This window comes from Nonomuraea soli, assembly GCF_013761175.1.
GTDB classification, from domain to species: Bacteria; Actinomycetota; Actinomycetes; order Streptosporangiales; family Streptosporangiaceae; genus Nonomuraea; species Nonomuraea soli.
In genome coordinates this window covers 634,086-649,775 of sequence record NZ_JACDUR010000002.1, presented here as the reverse complement: position 1 = coordinate 649,775, position 15,690 = coordinate 634,086, and the positions used below count along the sequence as shown (strand labels likewise).

General features: G+C 71.1%; 15 protein-coding genes. 7 read left to right on the top strand and 8 right to left on the bottom strand.

What is annotated here, in order from left to right:
• Positions 1-4: 4 nt before the first annotated feature.
• On the bottom strand, positions 5-1,213 hold the full coding sequence (locus HNR30_RS10135) for an acyl-CoA dehydrogenase family protein (RefSeq protein WP_181609496.1): 1,209 nt from the start codon (positions 1,211-1,213) through the stop codon (positions 5-7).
• Between the two features lie 92 nt (positions 1,214-1,305).
• Here HNR30_RS10135 and HNR30_RS10130 point away from each other — a divergent pair, with 92 nt between their 5' ends.
• The gene (locus HNR30_RS10130; RefSeq protein WP_181609495.1) at positions 1,306-2,415 is read left to right on the top strand and encodes an MCE family protein; all 1,110 of its coding nucleotides are present in this window, start codon (positions 1,306-1,308) and stop codon (positions 2,413-2,415) included.
• 2 nt (positions 2,416-2,417) lie between these two features.
• On the opposite strand, the gene HNR30_RS10125 is transcribed toward HNR30_RS10130, so the two are convergent.
• Complete coding sequence (locus tag HNR30_RS10125) at positions 2,418-3,539, bottom strand: MFS transporter (RefSeq protein WP_181609494.1); 1,122 nt, start codon at positions 3,537-3,539, stop codon at positions 2,418-2,420.
• Between the two features lie 135 nt (positions 3,540-3,674).
• On the opposite strand from HNR30_RS10125, the gene HNR30_RS10120 reads away from it, so the two are divergent.
• Entirely contained in the window at positions 3,675-4,295 is a 621-nt protein-coding gene (locus HNR30_RS10120; protein WP_181609493.1) for a TetR/AcrR family transcriptional regulator, read from the top strand.
• A gap of 73 nt (positions 4,296-4,368) precedes the next feature.
• Here HNR30_RS10120 and HNR30_RS10115 read toward each other — a convergent pair whose 3' ends face one another.
• Positions 4,369-5,490 carry a winged helix DNA-binding domain-containing protein gene (locus HNR30_RS10115; RefSeq protein ID WP_181609492.1) on the bottom strand — a complete coding sequence of 374 codons (1,122 nt, stop codon included), beginning with the start codon at positions 5,488-5,490 and terminating at the stop codon, positions 4,369-4,371.
• A 196-nt stretch (positions 5,491-5,686) separates the two neighbouring features.
• On the bottom strand, positions 5,687-6,397 hold the full coding sequence (locus tag HNR30_RS10110) for an alpha/beta fold hydrolase (RefSeq protein ID WP_181609491.1): 711 nt from the start codon (positions 6,395-6,397) through the stop codon (positions 5,687-5,689).
• 53 nt (positions 6,398-6,450) lie between these two features.
• Between HNR30_RS10110 and HNR30_RS10105 the strand changes: the two genes are divergently transcribed.
• Positions 6,451-7,176: an SDR family oxidoreductase gene (locus HNR30_RS10105; RefSeq protein ID WP_181609490.1), complete on the top strand. Its 726-nt coding sequence runs from the start codon at positions 6,451-6,453 to the stop codon at positions 7,174-7,176.
• Here the strand turns inward: HNR30_RS10105 and HNR30_RS10100 are convergent.
• Both HNR30_RS10100 and HNR30_RS10095 read right to left on the bottom strand, forming a co-directional pair.
• Complete coding sequence (locus HNR30_RS10100; RefSeq protein ID WP_181609489.1) at positions 7,166-8,092, bottom strand: glucosyl-3-phosphoglycerate synthase; 927 nt, start codon at positions 8,090-8,092, stop codon at positions 7,166-7,168. The two genes, HNR30_RS10105 and HNR30_RS10100, sit on opposite strands and share 11 nt — an antisense overlap.
• Positions 8,093-8,137: 45 nt before the next feature.
• Positions 8,138-9,601: a helix-turn-helix domain-containing protein gene (locus tag HNR30_RS10095; RefSeq protein ID WP_246377993.1), complete on the bottom strand. Its 1,464-nt coding sequence runs from the start codon at positions 9,599-9,601 to the stop codon at positions 8,138-8,140.
• 218 nt (positions 9,602-9,819) lie between these two features.
• Between HNR30_RS10095 and aceA the strand changes: the two genes are divergently transcribed.
• Positions 9,820-11,106, top strand: a complete 1,287-nt coding sequence (gene aceA, locus HNR30_RS10090) for an isocitrate lyase (protein ID WP_181609488.1) — start codon at positions 9,820-9,822, stop codon at positions 11,104-11,106.
• 182 nt (positions 11,107-11,288) lie between these two features.
• On the opposite strand, the gene HNR30_RS10085 is transcribed toward aceA, so the two are convergent.
• Complete coding sequence (locus tag HNR30_RS10085; RefSeq protein ID WP_312894316.1) at positions 11,289-11,615, bottom strand: DUF4180 domain-containing protein; 327 nt, start codon at positions 11,613-11,615, stop codon at positions 11,289-11,291.
• A gap of 103 nt (positions 11,616-11,718) precedes the next feature.
• Here HNR30_RS10085 and HNR30_RS10080 point away from each other — a divergent pair, with 103 nt between their 5' ends.
• The 3 genes from HNR30_RS10080 to HNR30_RS10070 are packed head-to-tail and all read left to right on the top strand — an operon-like array spanning position 11,719 to position 13,786.
• Positions 11,719-12,321, top strand: coding sequence for a TetR family transcriptional regulator (locus tag HNR30_RS10080; protein WP_181609486.1), 603 nt, complete (start codon positions 11,719-11,721; stop codon positions 12,319-12,321).
• Positions 12,318-12,509, top strand: a complete 192-nt coding sequence (locus HNR30_RS10075) for a ferredoxin (protein ID WP_181609485.1) — start codon at positions 12,318-12,320, stop codon at positions 12,507-12,509. Before HNR30_RS10080 ends, HNR30_RS10075 begins: the two co-directional genes overlap by 4 nt.
• Positions 12,510-12,517: 8 nt before the next feature.
• A complete protein-coding gene (locus HNR30_RS10070; protein WP_181609484.1) occupies positions 12,518-13,786 on the top strand; it encodes a cytochrome P450 in 1,269 nt (422 codons plus the stop codon).
• Positions 13,787-13,816: 30 nt separating this feature from the next.
• On the opposite strand, the gene HNR30_RS10065 is transcribed toward HNR30_RS10070, so the two are convergent.
• On the bottom strand, positions 13,817-15,415 hold the full coding sequence (locus HNR30_RS10065) for a serine/threonine-protein kinase (protein ID WP_181609483.1): 1,599 nt from the start codon (positions 15,413-15,415) through the stop codon (positions 13,817-13,819).
• Between the last annotated feature and the right edge of the window lie 275 nt (positions 15,416-15,690).

Genomic DNA, 15,690 nt, shown 5'->3' with positions numbered 1-15,690 from the left:
ATCTTCAGCGAACCTGCAGCCCGGTGACCGCACGCCCGATGATCAACCGCTGAATCTCCGACGTCCCCTCGAAAATGGTGTAAATCTTCGCATCCCGATGAAACCTCTCCACCGGATGCTCCCGCGTATACCCCGCCCCACCCAGGATCTGCACAGCCTGCTCCGTCACCCACACCGCCGTCTCCCCCGCCACCAGCTTCGACATCGACCCCTCCGCCTGGTCGAACTGCCGCCCGTTGCGCGCCATCCAGGCCGCCCGCCACGTCAGCAGCCGTGCCACGTCCACGCGCGTCGCCATGTCGGCCAGGAGGAAGGCGATGGCCTGGTTCTCGCCGATCTTGCGGCCGAACTGCTCGCGCTCCCTGGCGTAGTCGCGGGCGTACTCGAAGGCGGCGCGGGCGATGCCGACGGCCATGGCGGCGACGGAGGGGCGGGTGGTCTCGAAGGTGCGCATGGCCGCCTGGTGGCCGGTGCGTTCGCCGGCGCGGGCGCGGGCGAGGCGTGCTTCGAGCTTGTCGGGGCCGCCGAGCAGGCATGATTCGGGCACCCGGACGTCTTCGAGGACGACCTCGGCCGTGTGGGAGGCGCGGATGCCGTGTTTGCGGAACTTCTGTCCCATCGAGAGTCCGGGCGTGCCGGGCGGGATGACGAAGGTCGCCTGCCCGCGGGTGCCGAGCGACGGGTCGACCGAGGCCACGACCACGTGGACCTCGGCGATGCCGCCGTTGGTGGCCCAGGTCTTGACGCCGTTGAGCACCCAGTCGGAGCCGTCTCGTACGGCACGCGTCCGGATGGCGCCGACATCCGATCCGGAGTCGGGTTCCGAGGCGCAGAAGGCTCCGAGCTTCACGTCGTCGGGGGTGCCGAACATGCGCGGCAGCCACTCCCCCATCTGCTCGTTGGTGCCGTTCGCGGACAGGGCCGCGGCGGCCAGGCCGGTGCCGACGATGGACAGGCCGATCCCGGCGTCGCCCCAGAAGATCTCCTCGAAGGCGACCGGCAGCGCCAGGCCCGAGGGCTCGAACCACTGGGTGGCGAAGAAGTCGAGCGAGTAGAGCCCGATCTTGGCCGCTTCCTGGATGACGGGCCACGGGGTCTCTTCGCGTTCGTCCCATTCGGCGCCGGCGGGGCGGATCACGTCGCGGGCGAAGGTGCGCACCCAATCGCGGACCTCGATGACGTCGGCGCTGAGTTCCGGGTTGAAGCCGGTCATGGGGGGACTCCTCACGTGTTACTTCGGGTAACACCCTACCGGCCGGTAGGAGCCCCGGAGAAGCCTTGCTGTGAGTAACATGGCCGTCACTCATGAAGCGCTCGATCGTCGCCCTGCTCGCCCTGGCAGCCGGATTCCTGCTGCTGCCGGGTCACGACGCCACGCGGGCGACGGCCTGGTTCGACAGTGCGGTGGGCCTGTATCCGGGCTCCGACGTGCGGGTGCTCGGCGTGAAGGTGGGCCGGGTGGCCGAGGTGGCGCCGATGGGGACGCGGGTGCGGGTCGTGATGGAGTACGACGGCAAGGTGCCCGCCGATGCCGAGGCGGTGCTGGTGGCCAGGTCCGTGGTGGCCGACCGTTACGTGCAGCTGGCTCCGCCGTACACCTCGGGGCCGGTGCTGGCCGACGGCGGAACGGTCAGGCGGACCCGGGTGCCGGTGGAGATCGACGAGGCGATGGCCGCCTTCGACGAGCTGGCGCGGGCGCTGGGGCCGGGCAGTGGCGGGGCGCTCGCCGGGTTGCTGGGGGTTTCGGCCGAGACGTTCGAGGGCCAGGGAGGCAAGGCCGCCGAGACCGTTCAAGGGCTCGCGCTGGCGGCGGAGGCGCTGACAGCCGGGCGGGACGAGTTCGGGCAGACCGTGCGCAACCTGGCGGCGATCACCGAGACGATGGCGCGCGACGACGCCGGGATCCGCCGGTTCATGGGAGATCTGGCCGCGGTGTCGGGGCAGCTCGAGGGCGATCGCGAGGAGTTGCGCGCCATGCTGGTGGCCCTGTCGGGCACGCTGACGCGGGTGGCCGGGTTCGTCGAGGACAACCGTGGTGAGATCAGGGCGAACGTGAAGGATCTGTCGAGGATCACGGGGCTGCTGGCCAGGCATCGCCGTTCGATCGAGGCCTTTCTGAGTACGGCGCCGCTGGCGATCAACAACGCGAGCAACGCCTACGATCCGCGATCGGGGACGTTCCGGGCGCGGATCGATCTCAACGGCCAGACCGACGACATGGCGATGTGGTTGTGCTCGCTGGCCTACTCGCTCGGCACGCCGCCTTCGCAGTGCGAGCCGCTGCTGGAGCCGCTCAACCCGCTCGGGCGCGCGCTCGGCTCCGCCGGGATCGACCTCTCCGGGCTGGTCGCACGGGACGAGCCCGGAGAGAAGGCCGATCTGACGCTTGGCGGGCTGGTGAAGCCGCCGCGATGAGGTCAGGGCCGCGTGGCGGGTGCCGCTGTGCGCGTGGTCGCCAGTACGGCAAGCGCCGCCGTCACCATGAGCGCCGCCAGGCCGTACATGAGCCAGGCGAACCCCGGGAACATCGCCGCGACCTGCGGTCCGAGCGCGCCGCCTGCCGCGATCGACGCCGAGAACAGGGCGATGGCGGTTCCGCGCGCCGACCCGGCGCCCTCCGAGACGGACTCGTTGAGCGACGGCAGCCCCGCGGTGATCGCCGCGATGTAGAGGGCCAGCAGCACCGCCAGTCCCACCGTGCCCGGCATGATCCATCCGGTGAGCGCCAGCGCGACGCCCGCGGCCAGCAGGAACACGACCGCGCGGCGAGGCGCCCGCACGTCGCGCACGAACGGCATCAGCAGCGGGACCAGAATCATGGACGGCAGCCCCGCCGCCCGCAACCACAACAACTCCTCGGCTGACGACATGACGCCCGAGAGCTGCAAGCCGGTGTAGACCGCCACGAATCCTGCCAGCAGCAGGAGGCTGGCCAGGTAACGCGGGCCGAGGGTACGGCTGGCCAGCAGCGACGGCATGATGCGGTAGGTGGCCCAGATCGAGCGCGCCCGGGTGGGCGGCACGTCGGGGAGCATGACCGCGGGCAGTGCGGCGGTCGCCGCGGCGAGTCCGGCGGCCGACAGCAGGAACAGGCCACGCCAGCCGATCAAGCCGTTCAGGGTCTGGGCGGCGATCTGCAGCAGCACCGCGGAGGCGAGGAAGGCGCCGGTCACGGCGGAGAGGGCGACCGTGCGGTGGCGCGGGTCCAGGCGGGTGGCCAGGTAGGCCATGCCGACAGGCGGGAAGACGGCGACGAGGAGTCCCTGCAGCACGCGCAGGGCGATCGCGGCCTCCGGTCCTGGGCTGGCGGCGACCAAGGCGGTGGCCAGGGCGGCCAGGGGCATGCCCCACGTCAGTACCCGGCGCTGGCCGTACCGGTCGGAAAGCGGTCCGAACAGCAGGAACCCGGCGCCGTACCCGAGCGCGAAGGCGGTGACGAGCCAGGTGAGCCCGCCGGCGCCTCCTCCCCAGCCGTCGGCCATGGCCGGCAAGAGGGGGATCACGAGATACAGCTGGCCGGAGACGATCAAGGCGGTCAACACGAAGAGGATCAGGGTCGGCGCCGTTCTGGCGTGCCGTGGTTGCGCATGTGTGGCGGTCTTCATGGTTCACGGACGCTAGCCAACCAACCAGTTGGCTGTCAACCAACTAGTTGGTAGCGCTAGGATGGCCTCATGCCGCCCAAGGACTCCACCTCCGCCACCCGCGCCGCCCTCCTCGACGCCGCCCGGCGCGAGTTCGCCGCCCACGGCATCGCCGGCGCCCGCGTCGACCGCATCGCCGAGCTGGCAGGAGTCAACAAGGAGCGCATCTACGGGCATTTCGGCAACAAGGAGAAGCTCTTCGACGCGGTGATCACCGACGCGCTCGACGACCTCACCGCGCAGATCGCCCTGCCGGGAGCCGATCCGGTCGACTACGTCACGCGGCTGAGCGCCTACTACGACAAGCATCCCGAGGTGGTGCGGCTGCTGATGTGGGAGGCGCTCAACTATCGCGGGCAGGAACTGCTGCCCGGGCAGGAGACCCGGGTGGAGCGGTGCCGGCGCAAGAACGCCTCGCTGGCCGAGGGGCTGGGCCAGGAGCCGTCGGCGGGCACGGCTCGCACGTTGTTCGTGCTGACGGGGCTGGCGCTGCTGCCGTCGATGTTGCCGCAGCTGGCCCGGATCATGGTCGGGGAGGGGGACGGGGAGCACGAGGCGCTCCGGGAGCACGTCAGCGCGTTCACCGCGGCCGCCTTGTCGACGGCCGGCGGGCGGCACGACTCCGGAGCCCCGCCGCTCCCGCCCTCGTAAACCCCGGAGCCCCGCCCATCCCGCCCTCGTAAACTTCGGAGCCCCGCCCATCCCGCCCTCGTAAAACTTCGGATCAGCCGCCGAGCAGGCGCACCTCCCCTTCCGGCAGCTTGCCCCACCAGTGGGCGTAGCGGCGGTAGACCGCCGGATCGCGCCCGGCCAGGAACGCGACTAGAGCCTTGGCCTCCGCCTCGAGCTCCGCCCACCCCCGATCATCGATCGGGCGGAAGGCGGTCGCCTCGATGCCGCCCTCGACGGGCCGCCACACCCCTGCCACGTATCCGTCGACGAGCAGGGCCGGCAGGACGTCGCCGTTCTGCCGGATCACCAGCCGCCGCAGGTCGGGCGGGATCACGCGGCTGCGGTCGAAGTAGGCGAGCAGGACGCTGTCCCACATGGGCAGGAACCGGGCGGGCGCCTGCGCCTCCTCGCCGGGCAGCAGGCCGCCGGGCACGTCGTACAGCACGGCACCGCCGGGGCCTTCGAGCGTGTCGAGGCCCGCCACCGCCTCGCGGACCACCGCCCTGCCCAGCAGGCTGAACTGCGCGATGTCGAGCACCGAGGCAGGACCGAACGCCTCCAGGTAGCGCCGGACCAGCCACCGCACCGACTCCTGCCTGCTCTCGTCGGGCAGGCTCGGCAGGCGGGTGGCGGCGTAGGAGCCGCGCGGGCCGAACGACCAGGGGCCGCCGGTCGGGATGTGGTGGATCGGCGCGAAGGTGCGCAGCGCCCACCACAGGCGGGGCTGGTCGTTGCCCAGGCGCTCGCGGATCAGCTCCTCCATCTCGGCCTTCACCCGCGGGGTGGCAGCGAAGTCGAGCAGGTGCGGCAGGAACGCGTCGGCGTCGGCGACGGTCAGCCCGGCGCCGGTGTAGCGGCGGTCGTAGAGGCGGGAGCCGCGCAGGCTGGGCACCATGGCGTTGTGCAGGGCCGGGTAGTCGCCGGCGTGGACGGCGTGCAGGGTGATGCGCATCAGCGTGGCCTTGACCACCTCGCGAGAGGCGAAGGCGGCGTCGAGGTCGGCGGGGTCGAACCCGGCGAGCCGGGTCCACAGGGCGAGGTACGGCGAGGCGGCCTCCTGCGCCTGCAGCGCGGCGACGCGCCGGACGGCCTCGGGCACCGGCAGGGGCTCACGGCTCAGGAGCAGCTGCCGGGCGAGCGTCGCCCGGTTGAGCTGCCGCATGGTCAAGGCCACGTGATCGTCTCCCTGTCGATAGGCGGACCGAAAACACCGCGCGCAGCCGTGCCACCGGGGTGCCGCGGCCCCCAGACGCCGCACCCCCAGACGCCGCACCCCCAGACGCCGCACCCTCAGGCGCCATGACCCTCAAGCGCCATGACCCTCAAGCGCCATGACCCTCAAGCGCCATGACCCTCAAGCGCCATGACCCTCAAGCGCCATGACCCTTCGCCACATCGCCGATGATCGCCGCCAGCTCCTGCGGCCGCGACCACATCGGCCAGTGGCTCGTCGGCAGGTCGACATACGTCACCTGCCGCAGCTCCCGCAACCCCGCCACCCAGGCATACCCCTCCTCCGCGGCCCCCTTGACCCGCTCGGAGGGAAACCCCGTGCAGACGACCACGGACGGCACGTCGAGCCGCGCGTCGTTGCCCAGCTCCGCCGCCTCCCGCAGCGTGCACGCGGGCTGCGGCACGGCGCGCTCGCGGAACCGCGCCAGCTGCTCCTCCGTCAGCCCGTCGAGGTTCTCGCCGTCTTCCCTCAGCGCCTCGAAGGACGGCAGCGCGTGCTCCACCCCCTCGAACGACGGGTCGAGCGCCCCCTTGGCGGGCGCCGAGTCGACGTAGACCATCGCCGCGACGAGCTCGGGCACCCGGTCGCTGGCGGCGTAGCCGGGCGCGCCCGAGCTGCTGTGCACGGCGAGGACCACGGGACGGCCGGCTTCGCGGACGGCGGCGCAGACGGCCTCGACGTGGTCGTCCATGGTGATGGCCGACCGGTCGGCGTCGGGGGACTCGAGGCCGGGCAGCGTGATCGCCGTGACCTGGTGGCCGGCGGAGCGCAGCTGGGTGGCGACCTCGTCCCACGCCCAGGCGCCGAGCCAGGATCCGGGGACCAGAATTACGGGTGCGGCAGTCATGCCCGGCACTCTAGGGTCGTCCACCGACAGAATCTTGAAAGGATCATGGTGGGATGACGGAGAAGAAGACAGTACTGGTCACGGGTGTCGGCAGGACGGCGGGCATCGGCGCGGCGGTGGTGCGCCGGTTGGCGGAGCAGGGGTGGGCGACGGCGGCGACCTACTGGCATCCCTACGACGACCGCATGCCGTGGGGCAGTGACGACGGCGCGAAGGACGCCGATCTGGCGATCGAGGCGGACCTGTCCGACCCTGAAGCGCCGGCGAGGATCTTCGACCGGGTGGAGAGCACGCTTGGCAAGGTCACGGCCCTGGTGATGTGCCATTGCGAGTCGGTCGACTCCTCGATCCTGACCACCAGTGTGGAGAGCTTCGACCTGCACTTCGCGGTCAACGCGCGGGCGACGTGGCTGCTGATCAAGGAGTACGGCACGCGCCATGCCGTCCCCTTCGGCGAGGGCCGGATCATCGCCTTCACCAGCGACCACACGGTCCACAACTTGCCCTACGGCGCGAGCAAGGGCGCGCTCGACCGCATCACGCTGGCCGCGGCCCGCGAGTTCGCCGAGATGGGCATCACCGCCAACGTCGTCAATCCGGGCCCCAATGACACCGGCTGGATGGACGAGGCCCTGAAGAAGCACATCGTGGAGTCCACGCCGCTGGGCCGGCTGGGCGTGCCGAAGGACAGCGCCGACCTGGTGGCCTTCCTGTGCTCCCCGGAGGGCGGCTGGATCAACGGCCAGCTGCTCAAGAGCGACGGAGGGATCAGCGGGTGATCGTGATCATCGGGGGGCGCTCGGCGATGGAGACGTCGCGGTCGACCACCCGGTGCCCCGAGGCGCTCCGATGGAACTGCGTCAGCCGTACGGACGGTTCTTCCAGCATGAGGGCCTTGCCCTGACGGTCGAGCCGTGACCAGGCGGCGAGCATGATCTGCGCCGCCATGCCGCCCAGCGCCTCGGTCGACTGGTGGGAGTGGGCGCGCGAGCCCAGGTCGACCTGGGCGAGCGCGTCGAGCCCCGACAGCTCCAGCAGGTCGACCAGGAGCCCGAGTTCGACGCCGTAGCCGGTGACGAACGGCACGCGCTCCAGGACGGAGCGGCGCCCGGCGTATTCGCCGGCCAGCGGCTGCATGAATCCCGACAGCAGGGGCCAGTGCAGGTTGAGCAGCGGCCGGGCGACGAGCTCGGTCACCCGGCCGCCGCCGGTGGGGGCGTTGCCGAGCGGGCGGTCGTAGTGGCCCTTCACGTAGTGCACGCGAGGGTCGGCCAGCAGCGGCCCGAGCAGCCCGGAGACGAACGAGGACCGGAAGTCGCGCAGGTCGGCGTCGATGAAGACGATCAGGTCGCCGTGTGTGACGGCCAGCGACTTCCACAACGCCTCGCCCTTGCCGTCGAGGGGTTTGAGCGAGGGCAGGATCTCGTCCTGCGCGTGGACCTCGGCCCCGGCGCGCGCGGCCACGGCGGCGGTGTCGTCGGTGGAGCGCGAGTCGATCACGACCACCTGGTCGACCAGCCCGGCCAGCTCGCGCCGGATGACGCGGACGATCTCGCCCACGGTCGCGCTCTCGTCGCGCGCGGGCAGCACGACGCTGACCGTGGTGGAGCCCTTCAGCTCGTGGAGGCGGGGAAGCGACCAGTCGGACGCCGAGAAGCTCCGGTCGCGCAGCCACGTCTCAACCTCAGGCAGCACGCCCGCCCCTCCCCCGACACCCTGATCAGTGTCCAGGATAGGGGCTCACGCGTGACGCTCCAGGAAGGTGTAGACGTCGGCCTCGTCGACGCCGGGGAAGGAGCCGGGTGGCAGCGCGGCCAGCACGTGCGAGTTGGCCCGCGCAGACGGCCACGCGTAGCCGTCCCAGCGCTCGGCCAGCTCGACCGGCGGCCGGCGGCAGCACTCGCCGCTGGGGCAGGTCGACTTGGTGCGGTTGGTGGTCTCGCGCCCGCGGAACCAGCGCGACTCCTTGTACGGCACGCCGAGCGTGATGGCGAAGTCGCGCTCGCGCGAGGGGTCGACGTGGGCCACGCAGAAGTAGGTCCCGGTCGGGGAGTCGGAGTACTGGTAGAAGACCGAGAAGCGGTCGGGTGACAGGAACACCTGCCGGCCCGACCACTGCAGGCACATGCGCTGCCCCTCGATGGCTCCCTGCTCGTCGGCGGGGAAGACGATGCCGTCGTTCTCGTAGGCCTTGTAGATGATCCCGCCCGCGTCGTTGCGGACGAAGTGGCAGACCAGCCCGAGGTGGGTGGTGGCCAGGTTGGTGAAGCGGTGGGCGGCCATCTCGTAGGAGACGGCGAAGACGTCGCGCAGGTCCTCCACCGACAGCGCCCTGTCGTGCTTGGCCTCGGTCAGGAAGGAGGCGGCGGCCTTCTCCGGCACGAGCACGGCTGCGGCGAAGTAGTTGGCCTCGGTGCGCTGGCGCAGGAAGTCGGCGAAGTCGCGCGGCTTGCCGTGGCCGAGCGCCAGGTGGCCGATGGTCTGCAGCAGGATGGTGCGCGGGGTGTGCATGCCCAGCTGCTCGTTCTTGACGTAGATGCGCCGGTTGCGGGTGTCGGCGATGGAGCGCACCGAGCGGGGCAGGTCCTGGGCGGTGTGCACGGTGTAGCCGAAGTGGGTGACCAGCGCCTGCACGGTCGACTGCGACAGCGCGCCCGCGCGGTAGCCGACCGACGCCAGGGCCTCGGCGGCGGCCAGCTCGATCTCGGGGAAGTAGTTGCCCAGTTCGCGCTGCCGGCGGCGCAGCTCGGCGTTGGCGGCGCGGGCCTCCTCGGGAGTGGCGGTGCCGCGGGCCTGGCGTGAGCGCAGCTCGCCGTAGAGGCCGAGGATGTGCTCCAGCACGTCGTTGGGGACGCGGGCGGAGACCTTCAGGCGGGGCAGGCCGAGGCCGGCGTAGAGGGGGTCGCGTTGTGCCTCTTCGAGCGCGATCTCGAGCTGGGCGCGGCGGTTGGGCGCCTGGCGGCGTAGCAGCTCCTCCACCGGCACGTTCAGCGCGGCGGCCAGACCCTTGAGCAGCGTCAGCTTCGGCTCGCGTTTGCCGTTTTCCAGCAGGGACAACTGCGAGGGTGCGCGCCCGACCCGCTCGCCCAGGTCGGACAGCGTCAGGCCGCGCTGTTTGCGCAGGTGGCGCAGCCTTTGACCGAAGGCGATCAGATCCAGCTCCTGCGTCAAAGACAACGGTTCTTCGCTGAGCAAGGAGGCCATGTCCGCATCATAGACAGAAATTCTGCGGTTCTTCCAGACGTCGCCGGATTGGTCTAGGCCAACAGGAAAAGTTGCGAGTTTTTCTCTTTGGAATACCCGTGGGTATTTTCTCTAGCAGAATTTTCTACGTTCTTCGCTCCATCCGAGGGGGTGTCAGGGGGTTGCACGGGGACACACACTCATCAACAAGCACCCAGGGGACGACATAAGGAGCGAACATGAACGATCGCCTCAAGGGAGCGGCTGAGGAGCTGCGGCACGAGTGGGAGACCGACCCCCGCTGGGCCGGCATTGAGCGGTCCTACACGGCCGAGGACGTCATCCGCCTGCGCGGCAGCGTCCAGGAGGAGCACACCCTGGCGCGGCGCGGCGCCGAGCGGCTGTGGAACCTGCTGCACACCGAGGACTACGTCCACGCGCTCGGCGCGCTGACCGGCAACCAGGCCGTCCAGCAGGTGAAGGCCGGTCTGAAGGCGATCTACCTGTCCGGCTGGCAGGTGGCTGCGGACGCCAACCTCGGCGCGCAGACCTACCCCGACCAGTCGCTGTACCCGGCCAACTCGGTCCCGGCCGTCGTGCGCCGCATCAACAACGCGCTGCTGCGCGCCGACCAGATCACCTGGTCGGAGGGTACGGCTGACGCGCCCGACGACTGGTTCGCCCCCATCGTGGCCGACGCCGAGGCCGGATTCGGCGGCGTGCTGAACGCCTTCGAGCTGATGAAGGGCATGATCGCGGCCGGCGCCGCGGGCGTGCACTGGGAGGACCAGCTGGCCTCCGAGAAGAAGTGCGGCCACCTCGGCGGCAAGGTGCTCATCCCCACCGGCCAGCACATCAAGACGCTCAACGCCGCGCGCCTGGCCGCCGACGTCTGCGGCGTGCCGTCCCTGGTCATCGCGCGGACCGACGCCCAGGCCGCGACGCTCCTGACCAGCGACGTGGACCCCCGCGACCAGCAGTTCACCACCGGCGACCGCACCGCCGAGGGCTTCTACCGGGTGCGCAACGGCGTCGACGCCTGCATCGCCCGCGGCCTGGCCTACGCGCCCCACTCCGACCTGCTGTGGATGGAGACCTCCACCCCGGACCTGGACGTGGCGCGCGAGTTCGCCGAGGCCGTCAAGGACGTCTACCCGGACCAGATGCTGGCCTACAACTGCTCGCCGTCGTTCAACTGGAAGAAGCACCTCGACGACTCCACGATCGCCAAGTTCCAGAAGGAGCTCGGCCACATGGGGTACAAGTTCCAGTTCATCACGCTGGCCGGCTTCCACTCGCTGAACTACTCGATGTTCAACCTGGCCCAGGGCTACGCGCAGGACGGCATGACCGCCTACGTGGAGCTGCAGGAGGAGGAGTTCGCCGCCGAATCGCGCGGCTACACCGCCACCAAGCACCAGCGCGAGGTCGGCACCGGCTACTTCGACCTGGTCAGCACGGCCATCGCCCCCGACTCCTCCACCACCGCGCTGCGCGGCAGCACGGAGGAGGAGCAGTTCCACTAGAAACAGGCTCCCTCCTGGGCTGAGGAGGGTTCGCACCCCCGGCTGTCCACGTCAGCCGGGGGTGCATCAACAGACGCTTCCGCGGACCCGCCCAGGGAACCGGCCCGCGGAAGTCAGATGGCCACCCCATCTGCACCCGAAGGCCCGGACCGCACCGGTCCGGGCCTTCCGCTGCCGGGAGGTCAGCCCAGGCGGCCGGCCAGCTCCGCCTCGTCGGCCACGAACCACAGGTGGCTGCCCTGGTTGGCCTCGTACACGTAGTCGCGCAGCGCCGTGCTTCCCGCCACGTGGGCGGCGATGTCCCCCATCACGACCAGCCGCAGCCGGTAGTTGACGAACTTCTGCGTGATCTCCCCCGCCAGCCGCGTCGAGAGCCGGAAGAAGCCGGGCCCGAGCCGTTCGACGGGGATGACCACCATCTCGGCCTGCTCGCCGAACGCGTCGCCGATGAGGTCGAGAGCGTCCTGCTCGCCCGCGATCGGCGGCCCGTCGGCCGGGACGGTGAGCACGCGGACTCCGTGAGTGACGGCGATGGGCACTGCGAACCCCCAGCTGATCAGGAAATGTCACCTTACCGTTGACGAATGAAATGAACACTCATTTAATTCGTCCATGGGGCGTATCGCCGGTGTGACCGCAGCGGAAACCCGAGAGCGGCTGTTACAGGCCGCCGCCGAGGTCTTCGCGGAGCGAGGCTACGACGGGACCCGGGTGGCGGACATCGCGGCCGCCGCCGGGGTGAGCAACGGCGCGCTCTACTCCCACTTCGGCTCCAAGGCCGAACTGATGGTCGCCGCCCTGCGCAGGCACGGTCCCGGCCTGCTGGCCGACCTGTTCGCCGCCGACCCCAGCCGCTCGATCACCGAGCTGCTGCTCGTGGTCGGCAGGTGCCTGCCCAGGCGGCGCGAGGCGGCCGGCTATCTGATCGTCGAAGCCCTGGTCGCCGCGCGCCGCGACGAGGAGGTCGCCGCCCCGATGCGCGGCTACGTCGGCGAGCGCACCGACTGGCTGGCCGGGCTGGTCCAGGTCGCGCAGAGCGCGGGCGAGCTCGACTCCGGGCTGTCGCCGGAGGCGCTGGCGCACTTCTGCCTGCTGCTCGCGATGGGCAGCGCCCTCGTCACCCCCGACCTGCACGAGGTGTCCGACGCCGACTGGAGTGCGCTGCTCGGCCGTCTCGTGTCCGCTCTCGCACCACCACCACGGAGCCACGAATGAAAGTGCGCATCGACAGCGAACGATGCCAGGGCCACGGCCGCTGCTACGACCTCGCCTCCGAGCTGTTCGGTGAGGACGACGAGGGCTACGGCAGGGTCCTGGCCGCCGGCGAGGTGCCCGACGGGCTGGAGCGTACGGCCCGGCTGGCGGTCGCCAACTGTCCCGAGCGCTCCATCGAGATCGTCTAGGAGCCCCCATGACCGTGGATGACCGCTTCACCCAGCTCAGCAAGGAGCCGGACGACCGCATGCCGGCCATCATCAACGAGGTCGTCACCGGCCCGGTCTCCGACTGGGCGACCGACTTCTCCCACGCCGAGCCGGAATGGGCCGCCGACCCCTACCCCATCCAGGACGACCTGCGGCAGCGCTGCCCCATCGCGCACACCGACCGGTTCGGCGGCGCCTGGCTGCCCACCCGCTACGAGGACGTCTCGGCGATCGCCTACGACACCGAGAACTTCTCCTCCAGGGCGATCATCGTCAGCAACGTGCGCCCGTCGCTCGACCTGGCCCCCATGGGCGCCGTCCCGCCGATCTCCTCCGACCCGCCCTTCCACCAGCACGCGCGCAAGCTGCTGCTGCCCGCCTTCACCAAGACGCGGGTCGCGGCGCTGGAGCCGGCCACCCGGGCCTTCTGCCACGGCCTGATCGACAAGCTGCAGGGGCAGGAGGTCGTGGACGCCGCCCACGACTACGCCCAGCACATCCCGATGCGGGTGATCGCCGACATGCTCGGCTTCCCGCCCGAGGACGGCCCGCAGTTCCGCGAGTTCGTGGAGAGCGCCCTGGAGGGCATCAACCTCCCCCCGGAGCAGCGGCTGCAGAGCTCGAACGAGCTGTTCGACTACCTGATGAAGCAGATCCACGACCACCTGGACAACCCGCGCGACGACCTGACGACCTACCTGATCGACGCGGAGATCTTCGGCAGGAAGCTGGAGCCGAACCACGTGGCCGGCACGATGGCGCTGCTGCTCATCGCCGGGATCGACACCACGTGGAGCGCGATCGGCGCCTCGCTCTGGCACCTGGCCAAGACCCCGGCCGACCGCCGGCGGCTGGTCTCGCAGCCGGATCTGCTGCCCACGGCGATGGAGGAGCTGCTGCGCGCCTTCGCGCCCGTCACGATGGCCCGGCTGGTCAAGCACGACATGAACTGGCGCGGCGTCGACATGAAGGCAGACGACTGGATCCTGCTGTCGTTCCCGGCGGCCAACCGCGATCCCGCGCACTTCGACCGGGCGGGCGAGGTGGTGATCGACCGCGAGGTCAACCGGCACGCCGCCTTCGGGCTGGGCATCCACCGCTGCGTCGGCTCGCACCTGGCGCGTATGGAGCTGCGGGTGGCGCTGGAGGTCTGGCTGGAGCGTTTCCCGGACTTCGAGCTGGCCGACCCGGAGCGGGTGACCTGGGCGACCGGACAGGTCAGAGGGCCGCGCACGCTGCCACTCAGGATCGGCTGACGCCGCAGAACACAGCGCCGGCCGTACGGCTCACGATCCGCTGGCCGACGGGACGGTGGAGGTCGTCGGGACCGGGGACTCCTCCCCCGGCCCCTCCTGCGGGATCGTGGTGATCGACCCGCTGGGCGTCGGCGTGGGCGACTCCTCGCCCGGCCCCTCCTGCGGAATCGTGCTGATGCTCGACGACGGCTCGGGGCACCGCTTCGAGTTCCCCCGCCGGTTGCCGGCCGGGTTCAGGCACCCGTCGGGTGGCCGCTCGTCGTCGCGGCCGTCGCCGCGCGGCGTGCCGTCCTCGAAGCCGGGCATCGACCTGCTGCTGACCACGGACGACGGCTTGACCGTGGTCGTCCTGGTCACGATGATCGTGGGCTCGCCGGAGCCCGGCGCCGACGGCGTGGCGATCTGCGAGGTGCCCGCGACGATCGGCCGGATGGTCGACTCGGCCGACCCGTGCGGCCGGATGATGGGCACCGTCTCCGGAGCGGACCCGGCGCCGAACCCGGTGACGCCGCCCGAGGCCGCGGCCACGGTGAGCGCGGCGATGGAGACCGTGGCCAGCGCCGCGAAGCTGGCGTGCGACAGGTGTGCGCTCTGCCGGGCCCGGCGGCGGCGCGGCGCGGTCTGGCCGGTCTGCCGTTCCTCCCGCCCGGGCGGCTGCGACACCGATACGGCGGGCACGGCGGTCCAGATCTCGCCCAGCACCCGGGCGACGGCCTCGCGCAGGTCCCAGGGGTCGCCGACGCCCCCGGCGGCCAGCAGCGCCCGCAGCAGGTCGGCCGAGCTGGGCCGGTCCTGCGGCGCCTTGGCCAGCGCCGCACTGACGGCGGGCCGCAGCAGTTCCGGCACTCCGGCCAGCCGCGGCGCCTCCAGCAGCATGCGGCGGATGAGCGTCTCCTGCTCGCCCGAGCCGAACGGGTGGTGGCCGGTGACGGCGTAGGCGACCAGGCAGCCCCAGGAGAAGACGTCAGAGGCGGGTACGGCGGGGCCGCCGGTGAGCCGCTCGGGCGCCACCCAGCCGGGGCTGCCCATGACCTGCCCGGCCTGGGTGAGCGGGTCGGAGTCGCCCCCGGAGCCGTGCAGGTCGCGGGCGATGCCGAAGTCGATCACCCAGGGCCCGCGCGGCGACAGCAGCACGTTGGCCGGCTTGAGGTCGCGGTGCACCAGTCCCGCGTCGTGCACGGCGACCAGGGCGGCGGCGGTGCCCAGGGCGACGCCGTAGGCCAGGTCGGGGGTGAGCGGCCCGCGTTCGGAGACCACCTGGTTGAGTGCGGGCCCGCGGATGTACTCGGTGACCAGGTAGGGCCGGTCGCGGTCGAGCCCGTCCTCGAGCACGGCCGCGGTGCAGAAGGGCACGATGCGCCGCGAGGAGGAGATCTCCTCGGCGAAGCGGGCGCGCAGGGTCGCGTCGTTGAGGTGGACCGCGTGGGGCGTCTTGAGCGCGACCAGCCCGCCGCGGGGGTGCTCGGCCAGGTACACGACGCCCATGCCGCCGACACCGAGCCGGCCCAGCAGCAGGTACCGGCCGATGATGACGGGATCGCCCACCGTGAGCGGCCGCACGCCGGGCGGCATGCCCTCACCCGATCCGCCTCGCGCCATCCGGTCTTCGCCCCTCCGGTCGATGTGCACGACAAGGCACACTCTGACCCCGACGGGAGGCCGATTTCTCCGGACTTTCCTATGCGGTATGGCGGGTAAGCGACATCTTTCTCAAAGGTAAGTAAATGCCTGTGACACCTGCGCAAACAGGCTACTCACGGAGCCAGCGAGGCGGCGCGGGCCGCAGGTCGACCTGTCCGACGAAAACGGCCAAGACGATGACAGCCGCGACCACGGCGGCGATGATGAGACCGGCGACGAAACGGCGCGGAAGGGGCACCATACCGCGCAGCCAACGTCGCGGA

What these genes read in the sequence shown, in the direction of transcription:
- aceA (WP_181609488.1), top strand. Translation starts at nt 9,820, where the DNA reads ATGAACGATCGCCTCAAGGGAGCGGCTGAGGAGCTGCGGCACGAGTGG.
- HNR30_RS10080 (WP_181609486.1), top strand. Translation starts at nt 11,719, where the DNA reads ATGGGGCGTATCGCCGGTGTGACCGCAGCGGAAACCCGAGAGCGGCTG.
- HNR30_RS10110 (WP_181609491.1), bottom strand. Translation starts at nt 6,397, where the DNA reads ATGACTGCCGCACCCGTAATTCTGGTCCCCGGATCCTGGCTCGGCGCC.
- HNR30_RS10095 (WP_246377993.1), bottom strand. Translation starts at nt 9,601, where the DNA reads ATGGCCTCCTTGCTCAGCGAAGAACCGTTGTCTTTGACGCAGGAGCTG.
- HNR30_RS10105 (WP_181609490.1), top strand. Translation starts at nt 6,451, where the DNA reads ATGACGGAGAAGAAGACAGTACTGGTCACGGGTGTCGGCAGGACGGCG.
- HNR30_RS10070 (WP_181609484.1), top strand. Translation starts at nt 12,518, where the DNA reads ATGACCGTGGATGACCGCTTCACCCAGCTCAGCAAGGAGCCGGACGAC.
- HNR30_RS10135 (WP_181609496.1), bottom strand. Translation starts at nt 1,213, where the DNA reads ATGACCGGCTTCAACCCGGAACTCAGCGCCGACGTCATCGAGGTCCGC.
- HNR30_RS10130 (WP_181609495.1), top strand. Translation starts at nt 1,306, where the DNA reads ATGAAGCGCTCGATCGTCGCCCTGCTCGCCCTGGCAGCCGGATTCCTG.
- HNR30_RS10075 (WP_181609485.1), top strand. Translation starts at nt 12,318, where the DNA reads ATGAAAGTGCGCATCGACAGCGAACGATGCCAGGGCCACGGCCGCTGC.
- HNR30_RS10120 (WP_181609493.1), top strand. Translation starts at nt 3,675, where the DNA reads ATGCCGCCCAAGGACTCCACCTCCGCCACCCGCGCCGCCCTCCTCGAC.